General features: G+C 63.4%; 21 protein-coding genes. 12 read left to right on the top strand and 9 right to left on the bottom strand.

Going from position 1 to position 22,137, the window contains the following annotated elements:
* Window positions 1-53 precede the first annotated feature (53 nt).
* From J2Z17_RS08670 to coxB, 5 genes are all read right to left on the bottom strand, one after another.
* Window positions 54-662, bottom strand: coding sequence for a cytochrome c oxidase assembly protein (locus J2Z17_RS08670; RefSeq protein WP_209943929.1), 609 nt, complete (start codon window positions 660-662; stop codon window positions 54-56).
* A 23-nt stretch (window positions 663-685) separates the two neighbouring features.
* The gene (locus J2Z17_RS25395) at window positions 686-820 is read right to left on the bottom strand and encodes a hypothetical protein (protein WP_280923352.1); all 135 of its coding nucleotides are present in this window, start codon (window positions 818-820) and stop codon (window positions 686-688) included.
* Window positions 820-1,773, bottom strand: a complete 954-nt coding sequence (locus tag J2Z17_RS08675) for a heme o synthase (RefSeq protein WP_209943930.1) — start codon at window positions 1,771-1,773, stop codon at window positions 820-822. Before J2Z17_RS08675 ends, J2Z17_RS25395 begins: the two co-directional genes overlap by 1 nt.
* A gap of 73 nt (window positions 1,774-1,846) precedes the next feature.
* Window positions 1,847-3,496, bottom strand: coding sequence for a cytochrome c oxidase subunit I (ctaD, locus tag J2Z17_RS08680; RefSeq protein ID WP_209943931.1), 1,650 nt, complete (start codon window positions 3,494-3,496; stop codon window positions 1,847-1,849).
* Between the two features lie 14 nt (window positions 3,497-3,510).
* On the bottom strand, window positions 3,511-4,404 hold the full coding sequence (gene coxB / locus J2Z17_RS08685) for a cytochrome c oxidase subunit II (protein WP_209943932.1): 894 nt from the start codon (window positions 4,402-4,404) through the stop codon (window positions 3,511-3,513).
* Between the two features lie 322 nt (window positions 4,405-4,726).
* On the opposite strand from coxB, the gene J2Z17_RS08690 reads away from it, so the two are divergent.
* The 4 genes from J2Z17_RS08690 to J2Z17_RS08705 all read left to right on the top strand — a co-directional run bounded on the left by J2Z17_RS08690 (window position 4,727) and on the right by J2Z17_RS08705 (window position 7,699).
* On the top strand, window positions 4,727-5,251 hold the full coding sequence (locus J2Z17_RS08690) for an invasion associated locus B family protein (RefSeq protein WP_209943933.1): 525 nt from the start codon (window positions 4,727-4,729) through the stop codon (window positions 5,249-5,251).
* A 19-nt stretch (window positions 5,252-5,270) separates the two neighbouring features.
* On the top strand, window positions 5,271-5,783 hold the full coding sequence (locus tag J2Z17_RS08695; RefSeq protein ID WP_209943934.1) for a YcxB family protein: 513 nt from the start codon (window positions 5,271-5,273) through the stop codon (window positions 5,781-5,783).
* Between the two features lie 64 nt (window positions 5,784-5,847).
* Window positions 5,848-7,266: a metalloprotease TldD gene (gene tldD / locus J2Z17_RS08700; RefSeq protein WP_209943935.1), complete on the top strand. Its 1,419-nt coding sequence runs from the start codon at window positions 5,848-5,850 to the stop codon at window positions 7,264-7,266.
* Window position 7,267: 1 nt separating this feature from the next.
* Entirely contained in the window at window positions 7,268-7,699 is a 432-nt protein-coding gene (locus J2Z17_RS08705) for a bleomycin resistance protein (RefSeq protein ID WP_209943936.1), read from the top strand.
* Between the two features lie 122 nt (window positions 7,700-7,821).
* On the opposite strand, the gene J2Z17_RS08710 is transcribed toward J2Z17_RS08705, so the two are convergent.
* Window positions 7,822-9,237, bottom strand: a complete 1,416-nt coding sequence (locus J2Z17_RS08710) for a D-alanyl-D-alanine carboxypeptidase (protein ID WP_209943937.1) — start codon at window positions 9,235-9,237, stop codon at window positions 7,822-7,824.
* A 260-nt stretch (window positions 9,238-9,497) separates the two neighbouring features.
* A complete protein-coding gene (locus tag J2Z17_RS08715) occupies window positions 9,498-10,265 on the bottom strand; it encodes an SDR family NAD(P)-dependent oxidoreductase (RefSeq protein ID WP_245223962.1) in 768 nt (255 codons plus the stop codon).
* A 221-nt stretch (window positions 10,266-10,486) separates the two neighbouring features.
* On the opposite strand from J2Z17_RS08715, the gene J2Z17_RS08720 reads away from it, so the two are divergent.
* The 3 genes from J2Z17_RS08720 to J2Z17_RS08730 all read left to right on the top strand — a co-directional run bounded on the left by J2Z17_RS08720 (window position 10,487) and on the right by J2Z17_RS08730 (window position 13,989).
* The gene (locus tag J2Z17_RS08720; RefSeq protein WP_209943938.1) at window positions 10,487-11,968 is read left to right on the top strand and encodes an MFS transporter; all 1,482 of its coding nucleotides are present in this window, start codon (window positions 10,487-10,489) and stop codon (window positions 11,966-11,968) included.
* Window positions 11,969-12,038: 70 nt separating this feature from the next.
* Entirely contained in the window at window positions 12,039-12,827 is a 789-nt protein-coding gene (locus J2Z17_RS08725; protein ID WP_209943939.1) for a sulfite exporter TauE/SafE family protein, read from the top strand.
* A 127-nt stretch (window positions 12,828-12,954) separates the two neighbouring features.
* On the top strand, window positions 12,955-13,989 hold the full coding sequence (locus tag J2Z17_RS08730; protein WP_209943940.1) for a polysaccharide deacetylase family protein: 1,035 nt from the start codon (window positions 12,955-12,957) through the stop codon (window positions 13,987-13,989).
* Window positions 13,990-14,031: 42 nt separating this feature from the next.
* Here the strand turns inward: J2Z17_RS08730 and pdxH are convergent, their stop codons facing one another.
* Window positions 14,032-14,652, bottom strand: coding sequence for a pyridoxamine 5'-phosphate oxidase (gene pdxH, locus J2Z17_RS08735; RefSeq protein WP_209943941.1), 621 nt, complete (start codon window positions 14,650-14,652; stop codon window positions 14,032-14,034).
* Between the two features lie 67 nt (window positions 14,653-14,719).
* On the opposite strand from pdxH, the gene J2Z17_RS08740 reads away from it, so the two are divergent.
* The 4 genes from J2Z17_RS08740 (at window position 14,720) to J2Z17_RS08755 (ending at window position 18,269) form a co-directional block, all read left to right on the top strand.
* On the top strand, window positions 14,720-15,172 hold the full coding sequence (locus tag J2Z17_RS08740) for an RT0821/Lpp0805 family surface protein (protein WP_209943942.1): 453 nt from the start codon (window positions 14,720-14,722) through the stop codon (window positions 15,170-15,172).
* 173 nt (window positions 15,173-15,345) lie between these two features.
* Window positions 15,346-16,713: a J domain-containing protein gene (locus J2Z17_RS08745; RefSeq protein WP_209943943.1), complete on the top strand. Its 1,368-nt coding sequence runs from the start codon at window positions 15,346-15,348 to the stop codon at window positions 16,711-16,713.
* A gap of 120 nt (window positions 16,714-16,833) precedes the next feature.
* Window positions 16,834-17,652 (top strand): enoyl-ACP reductase FabI, encoded by an 819-nt coding sequence (fabI, locus tag J2Z17_RS08750; protein ID WP_209943944.1) that lies wholly within the window; start codon window positions 16,834-16,836, stop codon window positions 17,650-17,652.
* Window positions 17,653-17,678: 26 nt separating this feature from the next.
* The gene (locus J2Z17_RS08755) at window positions 17,679-18,269 is read left to right on the top strand and encodes a histidine phosphatase family protein (RefSeq protein WP_209943945.1); all 591 of its coding nucleotides are present in this window, start codon (window positions 17,679-17,681) and stop codon (window positions 18,267-18,269) included.
* Between the two features lie 60 nt (window positions 18,270-18,329).
* Here J2Z17_RS08755 and J2Z17_RS08760 read toward each other — a convergent pair whose 3' ends face one another.
* Window positions 18,330-18,590 (bottom strand): DUF1344 domain-containing protein, encoded by a 261-nt coding sequence (locus tag J2Z17_RS08760; RefSeq protein ID WP_209943946.1) that lies wholly within the window; start codon window positions 18,588-18,590, stop codon window positions 18,330-18,332.
* A 281-nt stretch (window positions 18,591-18,871) separates the two neighbouring features.
* Between J2Z17_RS08760 and J2Z17_RS08765 the strand changes: the two genes are divergently transcribed.
* On the top strand, window positions 18,872-22,000 hold the full coding sequence (locus J2Z17_RS08765) for a bifunctional diguanylate cyclase/phosphodiesterase (protein ID WP_245223963.1): 3,129 nt from the start codon (window positions 18,872-18,874) through the stop codon (window positions 21,998-22,000).
* Window positions 22,001-22,137: the final 137 nt, after the last annotated feature.

A 22,137-nucleotide genomic window follows, 5' to 3' on the forward strand; every position in this document is an offset into this window, starting at 1 on the left:
AATCCCCGATAGTGTCTCTCCAGACCTGCCGGAAGGCAGGCCCCTCTCTCACATTAAAGCTTGCGCCTGGCCTCGTCCGCCTTGTCCGGCAGGGCTGCGACCGGCTCGGCCGGCTCCCGCGGATAAAAGGTATAGGACAGGGTCAGGGTATTGATACCCTTGGTCTCCGGCGCCGTCGTGATCTCCGGATCGACGTAGAACACAACCGGCATTTCAAGGCTTTCCCCCGGCTTCAGCGTTGTCTCGGTGAAGCAGAAGCACTCGATCTTGTTGAAATAGGCGGCAGCCTCCAGCGGCGTGACGTTGAACACGGCCTGGCCGGTGACCGGACGCGGCGAACGATTGGTCGCCAGATATTTGATCTTGACCGTCTCGCCGATCTTCGGATTGACCGCATGCTGCATCGGCTTGAACGCCCAGTTCAGGCCCGGCGAGACATTGCTGTCGAAGGTGACGGTGATCTTGCGGTCGAGGATGACGTCGGAACCCTGCTCGGCGCGCTGGGTGGTGCCGTTGAAGCCGGTGACCTGGCAGAACATCCGATAGAGCGGAACGGCGGCATAGCTCATGCCGACCATGCCGCCGACAAAGGCGACGCATGCGACAAGCACGGCGCCGTTGCGGCGTGCCGATCTTCGCTCCCGTTCGTTCTGTCCCGTCATGTCCTCCCCCTCTTTCCCTCAGCCTATCCCGGCTGGCCGATCTTCACCAGCGTGATGAGGTAGAAGGCGATCACCAATCCCCCCAGCACCAGCCCCAGCGCGATATTGCGTCCGCGCCGCGATTTCTTCTGTTTTTCGGTCAGTTCAACGGTTTCCATCACAAAGCCCCGATCAGCAAGGTCAGATCGGCCACGTAATGATCGACCAGCAATGCCGAGAAGATCGCGAACAGATAGACGATCGAAAAAGCAAACAGCTTTTTTGCCGGAACCATCTTCGGGTCGCCGTCGGCCATCCGCCAGACCGCGATGGAACAGATGAACTGGACGAGGCCGAGCGCCGCGGCGAAGAGGCCGTAGCCAAGGCTTGCAAGCCCCGTGACGGTCGGCACCACGCCGATAATGCCGGTCAGCGCCGCATAGGCGACGATCTGGTGCTTGGTCACGCGCTCCCCGGCGACATTGGGCAGCATCGGCACGCCAACGGATTCATAATCGCGCATCTTGAACAGCGCCAGCGCCCAGAAATGGGCAGGCGTCCAGAGGAAGATGATCAGGAAGAGAACGATGCTGTCGAGCGATACGCCACCGGTCACGCAGGCCCAGCCGACCATCGGCGGAAAGGCGCCGGCCGCACCGCCGATGACGATGTTCTGCGGTGTCGAGCGCTTCAGCCACATCGTGTAGATGACGGCATAGAAGAAGATGGTGAAGGCAAGCAGCGCGGCGGCAAAGACATTGACCGCAAGACCGAGAATGACGACGGAAAAGGCCGACAGCGTCAGGCCGAAGGCCAGCGCCTCCTGCGGCGCGATGCGGCCGGCCGGAATGGGCCTGCGCGCCGTGCGGGTCATGACCGCATCGATATCGGCATCATACCACATGTTGAGCGCACCGGACGCGCCGGCGCCGACGGCGATGCACAGGATGGCGATGGCCCCGAGGATCGGATTGATGTGGCCCGGCGCCAGCACCAGGCCGGCAAAGGCGGTAAAGACGACGAGCGACATGACGCGCGGCTTCAAAAGCGCGATGAAGTCACCGGCACTCGCCTCCGACAGCCTGCTCTCGCTCTGGCCGCCCAATGCCTCGTATTCGTCGATGACCGTCATCTATGCTTGTCCTGATGTGTGCTTTCGAACGCCGCCCGCTTCATCCCGGCAGGGCGGCGCCCGATATGCTGTCTTACTTGATGCGGGGCAACTGTTCCCACTGGTGGAACGGCGGCGGAGACGACAGCTGCCATTCCAGCGTGGTCGCACCCTCGCCCCACGGATTGTCACCGGCCAGACGCTTCCTGGCGAAGGCTTCCCAGACGCCGTAGAGGAAGATCAGCACGGCGACGCCCGAGATATAGGAGCCGATCGACGAGACGAAATTCCAGCCGGCAAAGGCGTCCGGATAGTCGATGTAGCGGCGCGGCATGCCGGCCAGTCCGAGGAAATGCTGCGGGAAGAACACCATGTTCACACCGATGAACATCACCCAGAAATGCAGCTTGCCGACGAATTCGTTGTACATGTAGCCGCTCATCTTCGGGAACCAGTAATACCAGGCGGCGAAGATTGCAAATACGGCGCCGAGCGACAGCACGTAATGGAAGTGCGCCACCACGTAATAGGTGTCGTGCAGCGAACGGTCGAGACCGGCATTGGCGAGCTGCACGCCGGTCACCCCACCCACCGTGAACAGGAAGATGAAGCCGATCGCCCACAGCATCGGCGTGCGGAACGACAGCGAGCCGCCCCACATGGTCGCGATCCAGGAGAAGATCTTGATGCCGGTCGGCACCGCGATCACCATGGTGGCGAACAGGAAGTAGCGCTGGGCGGCGAGCGAAAGGCCGACCGTGTACATGTGGTGCGCCCAGACGACGAAGCCGACGGCACCGATCGCGACCATGGCATAGGCCATGCCGAGATAGCCGAAGACCGGCTTCTTGGAGAAGGTCGAGATGATGTGGCTGACGATGCCGAAACCGGGCAGGATCAGGATATAGACTTCCGGGTGACCGAAGAACCAGAACAGATGCTGGTAGAGGATCGGGTCACCGCCGCCTTCCGGCGAGAAGAAGGTGGTGCCGAAATTGCGGTCGGTCAGAAGCATGGTGATGCCGCCGGCCAGAACCGGCAGCGACAGCAGCAGCAGGAACGCGGTCACCAGAACGGCCCAGGCAAACAGCGGCATCTTGTGGATGGTCATGCCGGGTGCGCGCATGTTGAGGATCGTGGTGATGAAGTTGATCGCACCGAGGATCGACGATGCGCCGGCCACGTGCAGCGCGAAGATCGCCAGATCGACTGCGGGTCCCGGCTGGCCGGAGGTCGCAAGCGGCGGATACATGGTCCAGCCCCCGCCGGCACCATACGCACCCGCCGGTCCTTCGACGAACATCGACAGCAGGAGCAGCAGGAAGGCCGGGACGATCAGCCAGAAGGAGATGTTGTTGAGGCGCGGGAAGGCCATGTCCGGCGCGCCGATCATGATCGGGATCATCCAGTTGGCAAAGCCGCCGATCATGGCGGGCATGACCATGAAGAAGATCATGATCAGCGCATGCGCGGTGGTAAACACGTTGAACATGTGCTTGCCGCCGTCGATCGCGGCATCGCCCTCGAAGCCGTAGACCATCGAGGCCAGGCCGTGGAAGATCTGGATGCCCGGCTCCTGCAGCTCGGCCCGCATGGCGATCGACAGCAGGCCGCCGATGATGCCGGCGATAATCGCGAAGATCAGGTAGAGCGTGCCGATATCCTTGTGGTTGGTCGACAGGAACCAGCGCGTGAAGAATGCGGGCTTATGGTCGTGATGGTGATGGACAGCATGGTCAGCCATTGTCTTCACTCCCCTCAGTTCGAAACATTGTCGGCGACCTGAACGGCGGATGCCGGACGGTCGACGGAAGCCATCAGCGCCTTGTAGGCACCGCCGAGGTCACCGGCGGCTGCCTGCGACCAGGCATTGTACTGGTCCTCGGAGACGATACGGATGGCGATCGGCATGAAGGCGTGGTCCTTGCCACAGAGCTCCGAACACTGGCCGTAGAACAGCCCCTCGCGCTCGGCCCGGAACCAGGTCTCGTTCAACCGACCCGGCACGGCATCGACCTTGATGCCGAAGGACGGCATGGCAAAGGCATGGATCACGTCACTCGGCGCGGCGGTCACGAGAACGCGGATGTTCTTGTTGACCGGCAGCACCAGTTCGTTGTCGACGGCGAGAAGCCGCGGATAGATCGACTTGTCTTCCTTGCCGGCAGCGGCGCGGTCGCCGTCCTTCAGGAGATAGCTGTCGAAGGCGAGCGGGTCCTCGCCCTCGCCCTCGTATTCATAATTCCACTGCCACTGGGTGGCGGTCGCCTTGATCGTCAGGTCCGGATTGGCCGGGACGGTCAGCTGGGCGGTGAGGAGATTGAACGACGGGATCGCCAGAAACAGAAGAATCAGAACCGGCCCGACAGTCCAGGCGATCTCGATTGCCGAGTTATGGCTCGTCGTCGTCGCGACCGGGTTGGCCGAGGCGCGGAAGCGCATCACCACCACCACCAGAAGAGCCAGAACAAACAATGTGATCGGTACTACAAACCACAATGTATAGTGTTCGAACCAGCGGATCTGTTCCATGATCGGCGAAGCCGCCGGCTGCAGATCGATCTGCCATGGCGCGGGCTGGTCGGCGAAGCTATTCGAGGCAAACAGCAGGCACGCCAAGGCGGCGAGCACTGCATGGGCTCTGTTAATCACAATGTCTCTCCCCACTTGCGTTTGATCTCACTCAAATCAGAACGCGCACTCCGTGCTATGCTATTGTTCAAACCATAGTTCAGTCTTGTTCGCAATATCTTCGCCGCTTTACAGGCGCGGCAAATTGCCCTTCCCCTAATGTTTCCGAAGACCTATACACGCTGCGACTGCGCGGGACTGTCTGTAGAGAGCCTTCTTTTCCGCCCGGGGACATTCAGTCCCAATTATGCCGCGTTCGGCTTGAAAAAGGGAGGCCGAGCCTGTTGAATGGCTCGAGCGGGCGACAAGAACAGCGGCGATGATTCGGTTTTCAGAGGTATCAATGGGTTTGAGCAGTTTGGCGTATCGGGGGCTGGCGGTCGCCGTAGCTCTGTGGATCGGGGCCGGCACGGCAACGGCACAGCAGCAGCCGCAAGCCGGTACGGTCCGCTCCACCCATGGCGCCTGGTCGGTGATCTGCGACAAGCCGGCCGGTGCGACCGTCGAACAATGCGCGCTGATGCAGAACGTGATTGCCGAGGATCGCCCGGAAGTCGGGCTGTCCGTCGTCATCCTGAAGACCGCCGACCGCAAGGCCAAGATCCTGCGCATCCTGGCGCCGCTCGGCGTCCTGCTGAAGGACGGCATGGAACTCTATGTCGACGGCAACAATATCGGCCGCGCCTATTTCACCCGCTGCTTTTCCGAGGGCTGCTATGTCGAGGTGGAAATCGACGACGAGCTGATGAAGATCCTGCGCTCCGGCAAGAACGCGGTCTTTGCCTTGCGCGAATCCGCCGACCAGGACCGCGTCGGCATTCCGATCGAACTCAACGGCTTCGGCGACGGCTACGACGCCCTGCCCTGACAAAAGCAAAAAACCGCCCATGGCATCGGCTCAGGCAGGCAACCGGTTCGAGATTCAATATGACGAGGACCTGCTTCGCCGGGCAGTCCGCGTCTTCGTGTGGCGCCGCTGCGTGCTGCAGCAGAAAACCCTGTGGGTGATCGGCTTCCTGACAGCCGGGTTTCTGGCAGCGGTCGCCCCGATGGTCAGCGGCGAACCCAATCTTCTGCCGCTGCTTGCCGTCGTGGCGGCGGCCCTGCCCTTCGTCGTCACCGGTCTCCTCTGGAATACCCATCATGCCGACACGCTCGGCCGGTTCCGCAACCTGCCGAGCAAAACCGCCGAGGTGACCGTCGACGAGACCGGCATCGCCATCCGCTCCGGCCCCGGCCAGCGCATGGTTGGCTGGCCCTTCGTCATCGAAATCTGGGAAACCGACGGTTTCTTCATGGTGTTCACCGGCCAATATCAGTTCGAGACCCTGCCCAAACATGGCATGCCCCTGCAGGCGGTCACGCGATTGAGGGCACGCGCTGCCGCCGCCGAGGCTTGATCCGGCGGGCCACGCGGCCTACATCGGGTGGCAGCCGGCGCATCGTCGCCCAAAGGAGCATTTCATGACCACCGACCTCATCACCCTGTTCGACTGCGACGAAGCACAACTGACGCGGCAGGTGGCCAAGGCGCTGGAAGGGGCCGACGACGGCGAACTTTACATCGAGCATGCGCAGGCGGAGGCGCTGTCCTTCGACAATGGCCGGATGAAGGGCGGTACCTTCAATACCGACCAGGGCTTTGGCCTGCGCGCGGTAGCCGGCGAGGCCGTGGGCTATGCCCATGCCGGCGACCTGTCGATGAAGGCGCTGGAGCGCGCCTCCGATGCGGTCGGCGCGGTGACCCGCGGCTATTCCGGCTCCTATGCGGCCGCGCCCCAGGGCACCAACAAGAAGCTCTACACCGACGAAAATCCGATCGGCACGCCGAGCTTCGAGGAAAAGGCCAAGCTTCTGGCCGAAATCGACGCCTATCTCCGGGCCAAGGATGCCAAGGTGCGCCAGGTCTCGGCCTCGATCGCCGCCAGCTGGCAGGTGGTCGAGATCCTGCGCGCCGATGGTCACCGGGTCCGTGACATCCGGCCGATGACACGCCTCAACGTTTCGGTGATCGCCGGCGCCGGCGAACGCCAGGAAAGTGGTTCCTACGGCATCGGCGGCCGCTTCACCTTCGACGATTTCCTCACCGAAGAAAGCTGGCAGCAGGGTGCCGACGAGGCGCTGCGCCAGGCGCTGGTCAATCTCGACGCGATCGAGGCGCCGGCCGGCACCATGGACATCGTGCTCGGCTCCGGCTGGCCGGGCGTCATGCTGCACGAAGCCGTCGGCCACGGGCTCGAGGGCGATTTCAACCGCAAGAAGGCCTCGGCCTTTGCCGGCCTGATGGGCGAAATGGTGGCCTCCCCCGGCGTGACCGTCGTCGATGACGGCACGATCGACAGCCGCCGCGGTTCGCTGACGGTGGACGACGAGGGCACGCCATCCGCCTATAATGTCCTGATCGAGAACGGCAGGCTGGTCGGCTACATGCAGGACCGCCAGAATGCGCGCCTGATGGGGATGAAGCCGACCGGCAACGGCCGTCGCCAGGGCTATTCGCATCAGCCGATGCCGCGCATGACCAATACCTACATGCTCTCCGGCGACAAGACGCCGGAAGAGATCATTTCCTCGGTCAAGAAAGGCATTTATGCCGTCTCCTTCGGCGGTGGCCAGGTCGACATCACCTCCGGCAAGTTCGTGTTCGGTTGCACCGAGGCCTACATGATCGAGAACGGCAAGATCGGTGCGCCGGTCAAGGGCGCCATGCTGATCGGCAACGGCCCGGACGCGATGAAGCGCATCTCGATGATCGGCAACGACATGAGCCTCGACAAGGGGCTCGGCAATTGCGGCAAGGCCGGCCAGTGGGTTCCGGTCGGCGTCGGCCAGCCGCATCTGCGCATGGATCAGGTCACGGTGGGCGGCACGAAGGCGGGCTGACGTGGAAAACGCAAACGCGCTGGTTCCGGAATTTTCTGTCGGCGACTGGTGGACGAGCCGCAGTTTCTACTGCGACCTCGTCGGCTTTTCGGTTGCCTATGAGAGACCCGAGGAAGGCTTCAGCTATCTGGAGCTCGGCGACGCCCAGCTGATGATCGACCAGGTCGGGGTGGGCCGCACCTTCGAGATCGAAGGCGCGCCGCTGGAGCGGCCTTTCGGTCGTGGCCTCAATGTGCAGATCAAGGTGCCCTCGATCGACACCATCCTCGACCGGCTGAAGGTCGCGGGCATCCCGCTCTATCTCGAGCCGGAAGAAAAATGGTATCGCCGCGACGATCAGGAACTCGGCCAGCGGCAGTTCGTCGTCGCCGACCCGGACGGCTATCTGTTGCGGTTCTGCGAAACGCTCGGCGAGCGTCCGGTCGCGAGCTGAGCCGATCAAATCTCACCGGATCACCTCCAGTGTTTGTCATCCCGTTCGATGCATGAAAAAGGGCCGGTCTTCATCAGACCGGCCCTTAAAATGATGGCGAATGCCGAAGCCCTGGCTGGTCTTCAGCCCTGGGCCGGAAAGGCCAGACAGGCCTGCTTGTGCTTCTTCAGCGCCTCGCAGGCATCCCAGGCCGACTTCTTCGAATTGAAGCCGACGAAGCGGGCGCGGTAGAGGGTCGAGCCGCCGCTGGTGACGGCCGGCGTATAGGGCTTCATGCCGCGCAGCGGACCGGAGAACTTGTCCTGGACTTCGCCCAGCAGCCTGACCAAAGCATCCCGGTCGTCGGAGGCTGCAACCTGGATCTGCCAGCCGTCGACCGGGGCCGGCTCGCTGGCCACGACGACATTCTGCGTGCTGACAGCCTGGGTCTTGGCGGCCGTCTTGTTGATCTGGCGCAGGATCGATTTAGACGCCGAGCTTGGCGCCGACGGCAGGACAGGGTTTGCCGGCATCGGCGCGATATCGTCGGACGAGGACGAGATCGAATTGGTCACCAGCTCCACTTCGGCGCCGTCCTCGGCATAGGCCGTATCATAGCGACCACCCGGAACCGGCACGGTGCTGGCGCTCATCGCGTTGACGGCTGCGACGGCGGAGCGGCGCGTGGTCGGAACCGGCACGTCGTCGCCGAGCTTGGCGAGCCTGGAGCCCGCCGAATGCGTTGCCGCCACCAGCTGCGAACCGCCGGAGGCGCGGCCGATATAGGCATTGACCAGACGTTCCATCAGCTTGTCGCGGCTGGCGGCCGTGCGACCGCCCATGATGACGCCGACGACGCGGGCATTGCCGCGTTCGACCGAGCTGACGAGATTGAAGCCCGAGGCATTGGTATAGCCGGTCTTGATCCCGTCCATGCCCTTGTAGCGGTACATCAGGTTGTTGTGGCCGTGGATGGTACGGCCGCGGAAGGCGAAGTTCTTGGTGGCGAACAGCGCGTATTCCTTGGGATAATCCCGCATCAGCGCGATCCCGAGCGTCGACATGTCGCGCGCCGTGGTGATCTGGCGGTCGTCCGGCAGGCCCGAGGCATTGACGAATGTCGTGCGCGCCATGCCGAGCTGGCGGGCCTTGGCGGTCATCATCTGGGCGAATTGCGGCTCGGTTCCGCCGAGCTTTTCGGCCATGGCGGTTGCCGCATCATTGGCCGACTGGACGATCATGCCGAGAACGGCTTCGCGCACGGTGATCGAATCGCCGGCCTTGACCCTCAGCTTGGTCGGCGGACGCGACGATGCATGCTTGGAAAAGGGAACGGAACTGTTCCAGGAGATCTTGCCCCGATGAAGCGCCTCGAAAGTGAGGTACAGCGTCATCATCTTGGTCAGCGATGCCGGATGATTGAGGTCGTCCCCGCTTTCGGAGAACATGACCTGTCCGGTACGGGCATCCATCAGGAATTGCGCGCCGCCTGCGGACGCCAGCTGCGGAGACAGAACCGTCGCGGCGAGGCAGGCAAGGGCTACCAGTAATTTTCTCATTCGTCCCCCAGGGAAACTCATATGCTCTGAAACAGACACGTCGAACCATCAGCCGCCGCCATCGGCTGCATTTCTGTCTGGCCGGCCCGCACCGATCAAGAAGGTAATGCAGTCGCAATATCGTCAAATTGGGGCAAGAATGGAGCAACCATCCAGATGTCGCCTTTTATGGTAAATGAAGCCTAAACAAGGGAATGCGAAATGTCGCGGCGCACCGTGGCCCCTCGCCGACCGGCTGTCTGGCGCCCTCGCCCACACCTCTAGCCCGCCAGAAATCCGCCATCGGCCGCGAGCACATGACCGACGACATAGGACGACTGGTCGCTGAGCAGCCAGACGGTCGCCTCGGCCAGCTCTTGCGGGGTTCCCATCCGCTTCAGCGGCAGCGTCCTGGCGACCGTGTCAATGTCGCCGACGCCTGCCGACAGCATCATGTCGGTGACCACCCGGCCGGGGGCCACCGCATTGATGCGGATGCCGCGCGCCGCGTTTTCCAGTGCCGCCGTTCTGGTCATCGCGATCACCGCTGCCTTCGACGCATTGTAGAGCGAGAAGCCCGGATTGGGATTGCGGATGCCGCTGACGGAAGCGTTGACGACGATGGTGCCGGCACCGTGCTGCACCATGGCCGGGATCTGGTGCCGCAGGCAAAAGAAGACGCCGCGCACATTGGTGTCGAAGACGCTCGCATAGACCTCGGCTGTCTGCTCCTCCAGCGGTGCGCGCCGCTCCTGGTAGCCGGCATTGTTGAACACCGCATCCAGCCGCCCGAATGTGGCGATCGTCGTCTCGACCATCCGCGCAACATCGCTTTCTTGCGACACATCCGTCGGCACGAAAAGGCTTTCGCAGCCCTCTGCCCTGCAAGCCGCGGCGGCCGCCTCGCCCTCTTCGCGGCGCCTGGCCGCAATCACCACGGCCACGGCCCCTTCGCGCGCCATCTGCAAGGCTGCGGCCCGCCCGATCCCGGTGCCGCCGCCGGTCACCAGGCAGACCCTGTCTTTCATCCGTTGCGAAAGGTCCGTCATCGCTTGCCTCCCGTTTGCTGGCGATCGACGGAGCTTAGCGGATATCCCCGCGGACCAAAAATACTTCAGCATCGCTTTGATTAGCGGCTTCGCATGGCCGAATGGCGAGATTCGCCACCCCGGGGAATATCGAGCAAGAACGATGCAATTGCGGAAAAATGTGCTTTACCTCAACAGAGGTTGAGGCCCTAGCGTCGGGCTCCCAGATCGAGGAGACCCTGATGGATATCACGAAAGTCGAGACGACCGAGCCCGCACCGAGCGGCGGGCGCTGGCTCGAAATCTTTACCGGCACCTATGCGCCCACGACCACCATGCTTTGCCTCGGGGTCGCGATCTTTTCGTTCAACGGCTTCCTGGTCTCGACGACGCTTCCGACCGCGATTGCCGAGATCGGCGGGGCGCGGCTGATCTCCTGGTCGGTCAGCCTGTTCCTGACAGCCTCGATCATCGCCGGCATGATGGCCGCGCATGCCAAGCAGCGGTTTGGCGCACGCGCATCGTTGACCGCCGCCGGCGGAACGTTTCTGCTCGGGACGCTGATCGCCGCCAATGCCGGCAGCATGCCGCAATTGCTCGTCGGACGCATCGGCCAGGGGCTGGGCGACGGACTGATCGCGGCCACCTGCTACACGCTGATACCGGACATCTATCCCAAGCGGCTGATGTCGAAGGTGTTCGGCACCGAGGCTGCCGTCTGGGCGATCGGCGCCTTTGCCGGACCGGTGCTCGCCGGCCTGCTGACCGAATTCGTCTCCTGGCGGGCCGCATTCTATGTCAATGTGCCGATCATCCTGACCTTCCTCGCCTTCGTCCTCCTGATTTTGCCGAAATCCGTGCCCGGCGACGGGGCGGAGCCGCACGGCCCCATTCCCGTGCTGAGGCTCGGTCTGATCTGCCTTGGCATGCTCGCCGTCATGATCGCCGGCGTCGTCGAGGACCGCATCCTTTCCGGCCTGCTGCTGGCGCTGGCACTCGCCGGCTTTCCGCTGACGGCGCGGCTCGACCGGCGAGCGCCAAACGGCCTTTTGCCGCGCAGTGCCTTCGGCTTCTCCTCGCTTTCCGGACTCGGCTTCTGGGTGGTGGTCATGATGTCGGTCGCCCAGGCTGCAAGCGGCGTGTTCATGGTCTATGGCCTGCAGAACCTCTGGCATTTCGGCCCGACCATCGCCGGGTCAACCGGGGCGCTGATGGCGATCTGCTGGAGCCTTTCGGCCGTTCTTGTCGCCAACATCCACCACCCCCGCCTGCAGATCACACTGATCTGGGTCGGCCCGCTGCTGCAGACCATCGGTATCGGTTTCATCACCACCGGCTTTCTGAGCGGGCACCTGGCCTTGATCATCACCGGCCAGATCTTCGTCGGCTGCGGCTTCGGCACCAGCTGGAGCTTCATCAGCCAGACGATGATGGCAGCCTCGCTGAGCAGCGAGCGTGACAAGACCTCGGCGCTGCTGCCGACACTGCAAAGTGCAGGCTTTGCGCTGGGCGGCGCGATCGCCGGCTTCACCGCCAATGCCGCCGGCTTCGTCAACGGCGCCAGCGGCGAGGCTGTGCGCCAACCCGTCGTCGCCGCCTTCTCGCTGGCAAGCCTGCTGGCGGCCCTGGCCGTGGCTGCTGCCGTCCGCGCCACCCGGCGCGACATGTTGGCCGATGCGGATCTGGATGCATGCGCCCTTTCCCCGACCGCCGAACCGCGCTAGCAAGAGAAGAACGCACATCCCGCCCCACCGGCGCTGATCCGCTGCCCCTCCTTCGTCAGGACCCCGTGACATGTTCGACACCTGGCTTACCTATGCCGATATCGGTCAGCTCGGCGGCCCTTCGGGCAGCGATGTCGCCGTCATGGTGGCTTTCGCACTTGTCGCCGGGCTGGCCCGCGGCTTTTCGGGCTTCGGTGCGGCGCTGATCTTCATGCCGGTGGCAAGCGCCCTGGTCGGCCCGAAATCGGCCGCCGCCATCCTCTGGTTCATCGACACGACCATGTCGCTGCCCATGCTGCCCGGCGCCTGGCGGCTGTCGGACAAAAAGCAGGTCGGCTTCATGCTGGCGGGCGCGGTCATCGGCCTGCCGCTCGGAACCGCAGTGCTCACCTATTCCGACCCGCTCGCCCTGCGCTGGGCCATCGTTGTGCTGGTAATCGGGCTTCTCGGACTGCTCGTCTCGGGCTGGCGCTATGGCGGCGCGCCGAAGCCGCCGCTGACCGCCGGCGTCGGCGCGCTGTCGGGGATATTTGCCGGCGCTGCCCAGGTGGGCGGTCCCCCAGTGATCGCCTACTGGCTCGGCGGATACCTGCCCGCCAATCTGGTTCGCGCCAATATCATCATCTATTTCGGGCTTTCCTCGGTGCTGAGCGGCGTCAATTACGGTCTTGCCGGCATTCTCACCGTCAAGACTGCCGCCCTGGCCCTTGCAGCCGCGCCGGCCTATGCGATCGGCCTGAAAGCGGGGTCGGCGGGTTTCCGTCTGGCGGAGGAAACCTTGTTTCGGCGGATCTGCTATGGTCTGATCGCCACGGCCGTGATCATCGGCCTGCCGATCCTTGATCCTGTTCTGCGCTGAGCACGGGATTTTTAACAGGCAGGGTTTCAGCAAGACTTAACACATCCGTTCCAAGTTAAGCGGCGTGCGAAGGCCGACGGGCCGGGCAAGGGCCGAGGGGCCGGCGCGTGGGGAAGGAGGAGACGTCATGCTGAAAAGCGCGATCAAACGCGGCATCATCGCGTCGGGCCTGGAGGTCGCCCATGTGCTGCAGACCGCGGGCCTTCTGCGCGGCGCGCGCGGACGCGGCGTGATCTTCACCCTGCATCACGTGCGTCCCTATGCCCATCGCGGCACCAACACGATCCGCCATCTCGAAATCACGCCGGAGTTTCTGGACGCGGCCATCCGCAGACTGAAGGCCGACGGCTACCGTTTCGTGCGGCTGGACGAGGTGCCGGATCTGCTTGGCCGACCCGACGACGACAGACCTTTCGCCGTCTTCACCCTCGACGACGGCTTCATCGACAATGCGGTCCATGCCATGCCGGTCTTTGCCCGGCACCAGGTGCCCTTCACCATCTTCGTCTGCGAGGGTTTTTCCGAGCGCACGCACACGCTCTGGTGGGAAACGCTCGACCTTGTGGTCAACAGACTGGATAACGTCACCTTCGATTGCGGCGCCGGACCGCGGCAGTTTGCCCTGACCACGCCGTCGCAGCGCGTGACCGCCGCCCTTGCCATCGGTGCTGCGATAACCTCAGGGCGGGAGGCGGACGGCGTTGCCCGTCTCGACCACCTTGCCCGCGAAAACGGGATCGATCCGCTGGCGCTGACGGCGGAACTGGTGATGGATCGCAAGGCGCTGGCCGAACTTGCGCGACAGCCGCTCGTCACCCTTGGCGCCCACACGGTCAGCCACCGGTCACTCGCACGGATGGCACCCGAGGAGGCCGAGGCGGAAATGCGGCACTCCAGAGCCTATGTCTCCTCGGCCTTCGGCGATCGCCATGGCATGGTCTTTGCCTATCCCTACGGCGACGAGCGCAGCGTTTCGGACGCCACGATCGCCGCGGCGGACCGGTCGGGCTTTGCCGCCGCCGTGACGACGCGGCCGGGCACCATGGCTCCCGGCCAATCGCTCAAAGCCCTGCCCCGCGTTTCGCTCAACGGGTTTTTCCAGGCACCGCGCTATGCGGCGGCCCTGGCCAGCGGCATTCCGTTCAAGCTGATCGGCGGCTGACCGTCAAAGGCCCGTCCGCCCCTGCGCACGAACCGTCGTGCGTCAGGGATACATACGCGTCTTCGCCCAGTCGCCATCGGGCGTGTCGCGGTGGAATTCGACCCGGTCATGCAGGCGGAACTTGCGGTCGTGCCAGAACTCGATCGATAGGGGCTTCAGCCGGAAGCCGGACCAATGGGCCGGGCGCGGGATGTCGCCGAGCGCATAGCGGGCGGAATATTCGGCGACGGCTTTCTCCAGCGCAAAACGGCTTTCCAGCGGCCGCGACTGCTTCGATGCCCAGGCGCCGATGCGGCTGCCGCGCGGGCGCGATGCATAATAGGCGTCGGCCTCCGCGTCGGTGACGACCTCGACTTCGCCGCGGATGCGGACCTGGCGGCGCAGCGTTTTCCAGTGAAAACACATTGCCGCCTTCTTCTGGCCAAGGATTTCTCGTCCCTTGCGACTTTCAAAATTCGTATAGAAGATGAAGCCCCGCGAATCGAAGTCCTTCAACAACACCATGCGCACATTCGGCAGGCCATTCTCATCCACCGTTGCCACAGCGACGGCATTCGGATCGTTCGGTTCGGAGGCTGTCGCATCCTCGAGCCATGCGCCAAACAGGGCAAAAGGTTCGGTTTCTTCGGTAAAGTCACCGGATGTTAACTTAGTATCAGACATATTTGCCTCGAATGCGTTTCAAAGTCGTTTCAATCCCCGACAACCCAATGCCGGGACTGGATGATCCGTGGAAGACATAGCAAAGTCGACAGATGACAAAAAGGGCATGGCGCTGCTGGTGATCCGGTTTGCCGCCGCCGGACTTGCGACGATTGCCCTTTCAGGCTGCGTCGGAGCCGGCCTCGATCTCTTCGGTGGCGACAAGGTCGACCGTTCGATCTCGACCAGCACCATCGCCACGGCCAAGACCGCCGATCATTCCGACGAAGCGACCGTGCAGAACGCCGTGACCTCCGCCGACCTGTCCAAGCTTGCCGGCGACCCGGTACCATGGGCCAACACCACGACCGGCAGCGCCGGCGTCATCAGCGTCATCAACGAAGACCGCGACACCGGATCCATCTGCCGCAAGTTCACCACGACACGTCATGCCTATGACGGGATCGCAAGCTTCGACGGGCGCACCTGCCTGCTGAACGACGGCCAGTGGCACCTGCTCGCCTTTGCCCGCGACTCCTGATTGACAACGGCCCGCAGGGGCCTTTTCCCTGTAACCACTAATTAGCAGTTTTAGCGCATCATTCGCTGCAAGAGTCCGCCCGCATGGGAGTGAGGCGGGAAGAAGCAGTTTTCCGGCATGCGCCCGAATGGCATGGGGGCACGGACCCGACAGATTGAAATCGGTGGTTATCGATGCGTGATCCATATTCCATCCTTGGCCTGAAGCAGACCGCGGATACCGGAGAGATCAAGGCGGCCTGGCGCAAGAAGGCCAAGTCGCTGCATCCGGATGCCAATCGCGACGATCCCGACGCCACGCAGAAATTCGCAGAGGCCGGCAAGGCCTATGAAGTCCTGAAGGATCCGGCCAAGCGCACCCGCTACGACACTCTGCGGGCAAAGGCGGAGGAACAGGGCCAGACCATCATGCAGCAGCGCCAGGCCGCCCGCGAGGCGGAGGAGCGCGCGCGCGCCGCCAAGATCAAGGCGGAGGCCGTGCTGGCCGAACTCGCCCGCGCCGAAGCGGAAAAGGCAAAGGCCCAGAAAGCCCAGGCCGAAAAGGTTCAGGCAGAGCAGGCAAAGACCGACAAGACGCAGACGCAAAAGCCTCAGTCCGCAAATCCGCAGACCGGCCAGACCCAGGCTGGGCAGAACCAGGCCGGACAGGGTCAACCCGGCGGTGCGCAGACCTCGGGAACGCGCGCCGACACCGCGCAGGCTGCAAATTCGCAGACGGGCCAGCAGGCGAAGCAGCCGGCACAGCCGCAGGCGGCCAAGGCCGGTGCGGATGCGGCGCAGGGACAGCCAAATCAGTCCGGCCATCATGGTGCCGGTGACAGCACCCAGGGCGGTGCTCGCGCGAAAACGGCGCAGGCGAGCGCCGAAGACATCGTTTCCCAGATCTTCGGCGCCTCGCCGGAAGCTCAGGCCGCGGCCGAAAGCCTGCGCCGCGAAAGCGCCGACGAAGACGGCAGCGAGGAAGCGCGCCTCGGCGGTCCCTTCGATTTCCTCAATCTTCTCGTGCGTCGCTTCCGCGGCGGTCCGCCGCCGGAAAAGGCGCCCGATATCAAGGTCGATGCCACCGTCACGATCGAGGACCTGATTGCCCAGACGGCGGTCAACGCCGAACTGCCCGACGGCCGCGACGTGCGGGTCGCCCTCGACGGCGGTCTTTCGGAGGGCGATACCGTGCGACTGAAGGCGCAGGGCCTGAAACTTGCCGGCATGACCCGCGGCGACGTCGTCGCCACCATCCGGGTCAAGAAGTCCGACCGTTTCCGCGTCGACGGGCTCGACATCCGTACCGTCCTGCCGGTGACGCTGGAAAACGCGGTGCTCGGCTTCGACACAACGGTGGAGACCCCGACGGGCCGCGCCGACATCACCGTGCCGGCCTGGTCGGGTTCCGATCAGGTGGTGACGCTCGAGGGCCAGGGCCTGCCCGATGGCGAGGGCGGACGCGGCGACCTGAAGGTCGAACTCAGTGTCATCCTGTGGGAAAAGCCGGATGAAAAAGTCACTGATCTCATGCGTTTGATGCGCGAAGGGCTCTATTTGTGAGCCTTCCACGACAATAACACCCTTTGTTACGCTCCCTAACAGTTGATGATGGTCAGCTAGCTTGAACCCCGGATCGGGCTATGCCATAGGCAGGTTCGTTTAATTCTCAGGGAGCAGAGCATGGCTCAGTGGTCTGGCCTTATGGCAGGCAAGCGCGGCGTCATCATGGGCGTTGCCAACAATCGTTCGATCGCATGGGGCATTGCGAAAGCCTGCCGGGAAGCCGGAGCAGAGATCGCCTTGACCTGGCAGGGCGATGCGCTGAAGAAGCGCGTCGAACCTCTGGCGGCCGAACTGGATGCCTTGATGGCCGGCGATTGCGACGTGACCGATCTGGCTTCGATCGACGCCGTCTTCGAAAACATCGAAAAGGCCTGGGGCAAGATCGACTTCGTCGTCCACGCCATCGCGTTTTCCGACAAGGACGAGCTGACCGGTCGCTATATCGACACCAGCCGCGAGAATTTCGCCCGCTCGATGGATATCTCGGTCTACTCGTTCACCGCCGTCGCCAAGCGCGCCGAGCGGATCATGAACGACGGCGGCTCGCTGATGACGCTCACCTATTATGGCGCCGAGAAGGTCATGCCGCATTACAACGTCATGGGCGTCGCCAAGGCCGCGCTCGAGGCCTCGGTGCGTTATCTCGCCGTCGACATGGGCGCCCGCGGCATCCGCGTCAACGCCATCTCGGCCGGTCCGATCAAGACGCTTGCCGCCTCCGGCATCGGCGACTTCCGCTATATCCTGAAGTGGAACGAGTACAACTCGCCGCTGAAACGAACCGTCACCACCGACGAAGTCGGCCGTTCGGGCGTCTATCTGCTTTCGGATCTTTCGACCGGTGTCACCGGCGAAGTGCACCACGTCGATTCCGGCTATCACACGGTCGGCATGAAGGCCGTGGACGCACCGGATATCTCGGTCGTCAAGGACTGACATACCCAAAGGCAGCGGAGACAGGCTTGCTCATCTACATGATCCGTCACGGGCAGACAGACTGGAATGCCGAAGGACGGTTTCAGGGTCAGCATGACATCCCCCTCAATGCCACGGGCCGTGGCCAGGCAAGCCTCAATGGCGAGACCCTCGCCCATGTGCTGGGAAACGAGGCGACATCCTTCGATTATGTCGCCTCTCCCCTCTCGCGCACCCGCGAGACCATGGAGCGCCTGCGCGACGCCATGGGTCTGGAGCCTCAAGATTACCGCACCGACGACCGGCTGAAGGAAATCTGCTTCGGCGACTGGGAAGGCCAGACCTATCACGAGCTTGCCAAGGCCGACCCGGAACGGATCGCGGCCCGCGCGCTCGACAAATGGAGCTTCATCCCACCCGGCGACCACGCCGAAAGCTACGAGATCCTGTCGTGGCGGATCGGTGCATGGATGAATGAAATCGCGCGGCCAACGATCTGTGTCGCGCATGGCGGCGTGATCCGCACGATCCTGAAGCTTGTCGGTGGACATTCGGCAGACGACGCCTGCGAGATCAACATTCCGCAGGATCGCATTCTCAGAATCCGCCGCGATGGCGGTCAGGCCCTCTGGATGTAGAAAAACCTGCGCTCAGCGCGAGCGCGGGCCTTAACTTGAAGTAGCTAAAAGCGGCTGGGGTTATTGCACCACTTCGAGATCGTCGACAACGCGCTTGCCGTCGACTTCGGTGTAGAACACCACGACCTTGGTCCCGGCCGTCAATCCCTCGAAATCGAATTCCGGCGGCAGATCGTAGGTCTGGCCGTCATCGAGGGTCAGCGACATGCCTTCTATGCTGACCGACTTGATCGTCGCCTCGATGTCGGCACTGCGCGCATAACCCTCGAGCGGGGAGAGAAAACTCGCAGTGGCGAGCAGAAAAGCAATGACGACGCGCATTCCGGCAATCCTGAAAGGGGCAATTGAGTAAAATCCGATTATCCGAACTAGCCGGAACATTATGGCGAAATTTGCTCGGAATGATGACTGTTCGTGGAATTTTCGGATCGGAAATGTGATCCTTTCAAGTGTTGTCGCTTCAAGAACAAATGCTTGTCGCAACACATACTTTCATCGGACAACAACTTTTCCGCCGGCCCGGCGATAACCATTTCGGGAAACCTGAAATTAACTCGCTGCCTATAGCCCTTGAAGGGGGTGGCAACGGGGTGGTTGGGCGCATGAGCATAGTCGGCATAGCACGTCGCATTGGAAAGGCGGGCCGTTCTCGGCTGCGTCTGGCTGCCGCTGTACTTGCCGTTATCGGAATCGGACTTGCAACGGTCAATATCGACCGCGCCCACACTGCCGATGCGCGCCGTGACCTGGAAACCCGTCTGACCCACCGTCTGCATGACGTGCGAAACGGGCTCGGCTCGGTGCTGACCCCGTCCCTCGCCTTCACCCGTTATCTGTCCGCCACGATGAGCGCCGCCGACCGGGAGAGCGACGCCCGGCTGTTCGGCGTGCGGCGCAATTTCGTCACCAGCCACGTGCCGATCGACGGCGTGGTGCTCGCACCGGATCTCAGGCTCGATTCCGCCCAGCTCGCCGAACTCGGCATGTCGGGCGATGTGATCGACAGGCTGCAGGCGGCCATCGGTGCACTCGGCGCCGGCGCTTCCGGTCCGTCCGCCGCGATCGTGCGGACGTGCGGGGCCGACCAGCTCTGCCTGATCGCCGTCAATGCGGCGCAGGTCTCGCCGGCGCAATGGAACGGTGCCGTCACCGTCATGCGCCGGGACAGCATTCTCGGCTTCAGCCATATTCTCGACGAAACCACCCCCGACATCGCACTCGCCGTCGCCCTGGTCGACCGCCAGGCGCCCGACGGCGATCTCACCGGAACCGAACTCCTCTACGGCATCGGCATTCCGGCCGAGGAACATCCGCTCTCCGCCTCTCTCGACCTCGAAGGCACCCGGCTGGAGATCTCGATCCTGCCGAGCAGCGGCTGGGCTGACGCAATCCCGACGGACTGGCTGTTCGACGTCATGCTTTACGGCACCGGCGGACTTCTCATCCTGACGGTGCTGTTGTCGGCGATCATCCTCAACCAGCGCGACCAGAACATCGCCGCCCTTCGCATCCGCGACGCGCGCTGGCGGCTCTTGTCAGAGCGCTTCGATCTTGCCATGCGCTCCTCCAATATCGGAATCTGGGAGTATTATCCGGCCGAGCATCGGCTGATCTGGGACAGCCGCACGGCGGTGCTGCATGGCTGCCGCACGGATGGGGATGAGAACCTGAACAGGATGGGCGACTGGCTGGGCGCGGTGCATCCCGACGACCGGGTGGCGCTTTCGCTGATCCGGGTCGAGCCCGGCAGCACCCGCGAATGGAGCTGCCGTGTTCTGCTGGCCGATGGCGGCCTGCGCACGCTGAAGGTCGCCTGTCTTTCGAGCGAGGACGAAGACGGCAGGAGCCGGCTGACCGGCGTTGCCTGGGACGCCACCGCCGACACCACCGTGCGTGAAATGCTCGAAGAAGCCAAGGAAGGCAGCGACATCAAGAATGCCGAACTCGAACTCGCGCTGGAGGAGCTGACCTCGCGCGAGCACGACCTCTCGGAACTGTCGCACAAGTTCGACCTGGCGCTGGCCTCCTATAATTGCGGGCTGTGGGAAACCGATGCCTCGACGGGCAACGGCATCTGGGACGAACGCATGCACCAGTTGCACGGCATTGCCTATCAGGACGGCACGGTGACGCGCAGCCAATGGCTGCAGGCCGTGCATCCGGAGGATCGCTCGACCATCCGCAAACGCTTTGAAGGACCTATCGCGCCGGGCAAGACCGTCCAGACGGTGTCGCGCATCCTGCATGACGACGGAAGCTTCCGCTATGTCCGCTCGGTCGGGCAGCTGCATGTCGGACGCGACGGCCGGTTGAAGACGATCGGCATCGCCTTCGATGTGACCTCGGACGTGTTGATGACCGAGGAGCTGAAGCTTGCCAAGGAAGAGGCCGACAACCGCGCCCACGAACTGGAGCTCGCCAAGAGCCGCATCGAATTCAACGCGCTGCACGACACGCTGACCGGGCTTGCCAACCGCCGCATGCTCGACATCGAGCTCGACGAACTGGTGCCGGCCGGATCGGCCGCAGGCGACAAGTTCGCGATCCTCCATCTCGACCTAGACCGCTTCAAGGAAATCAACGACACGCTGGGGCATGCCGCTGGCGACGCCGTGCTGGTGCACGCGGCTCAGGTGCTATGCCGGCATGTCGGGCTGAACGATCTGGTGGCGCGCATGGGCGGCGACGAATTCGTCATCCTGGTACGCGGTCACGCCGACCGCGAGGCACTTTCGGCCATGTCGGAAAGCATTATCGAGGAGATGAGCCTTCCGATCGATTTCGAGGGCTTCGGCTGCCGCTGCGGCGTGTCGATCGGCATTGCCACGGCCAGGACGCGCGAGGCCGATCCGCGCAAGGTGCTGATCAATGCCGATATTGCGCTCTACCGGGCCAAGGAACGCGGCCGCAACTGCCACGAATTCTTCACACCCGAGCTGGAAGCCAATATCGTCCGCTCCCGGCAGCTGGCCGACGAGATGCTCGACGGCCTCGACCGCAACGAATTCGTCGCCTGGTACCAGCCGCAGTTCGACGCCCGCAGCATGGAACTGGTCGGCGCCGAGGCGCTGATCCGCTGGCAGCATCCCGAGCGCGGCCTGCTGACCTCCGGCGCTTTCTTGAAGACGGCGGAAGAGCTGAACGTCATGGCGCGGATCGACAGCCTGGTGCTCGAGCAGTCGCTGATCGACAAGATGCGGCTTGCAGCCCTCGGCGTTCGGCTGCCGCGGGTCTCGGTCAATGTTTCGGCCAAACGGCTGCATGACACCGGCCTGATCGAACACCTGAAGACCCTGTCGCTCACCCCCGGCGAGATCTGTTTCGAGCTGGTGGAATCGATCTTCCTCGACGACGGCGACAACCTGGCCGCCCACAATATCGATGCGATCAAGGCGCTGGGCGTCGATATCGAGATCGACGATTTCGGCACCGGCCACACCTCGATCGTCAGCCTGCTGAGACTGAAGCCGAAGCGGTTGAAGATCGACCGCCAGCTGGTCATGCCGATCGTCCATTCGCCGCGCGAGCGCAGTCTGGTGCGCTCGATCGTCGAGATATCCCGCTCGCTCGGCATCGAATGCGTGGCCGAGGGGGTCGAGACGGAGGAGCATGCCGCCATGCTGCGCGAACTCGGCTGCGACATGCTGCAGGGCTATGCCTTCGCCAAGCCCCTGCCCTTCGACCAGCTGGCCGCGCTGGCGCTGCGCCCACCCATGGCGCGGGCCTCCTGAGACCGGTCGCCATGGCCGACCGTCACGATCGGGCGGAAACAGGCGAGGAAAGCCTTTTTTCCACGCCGCCTTTCCACTATGTGTTGGCCGCCTGATTGCCTCACGCGGCGCGCCTGCGCCAATACCCGGTTGAAAGT

The sequence above is a fragment of the Heterorhizobium halophytocola genome (assembly GCF_017873095.1).
Classification (GTDB): domain Bacteria; phylum Pseudomonadota; class Alphaproteobacteria; order Rhizobiales; family Rhizobiaceae; genus Allorhizobium; species Allorhizobium halophytocola.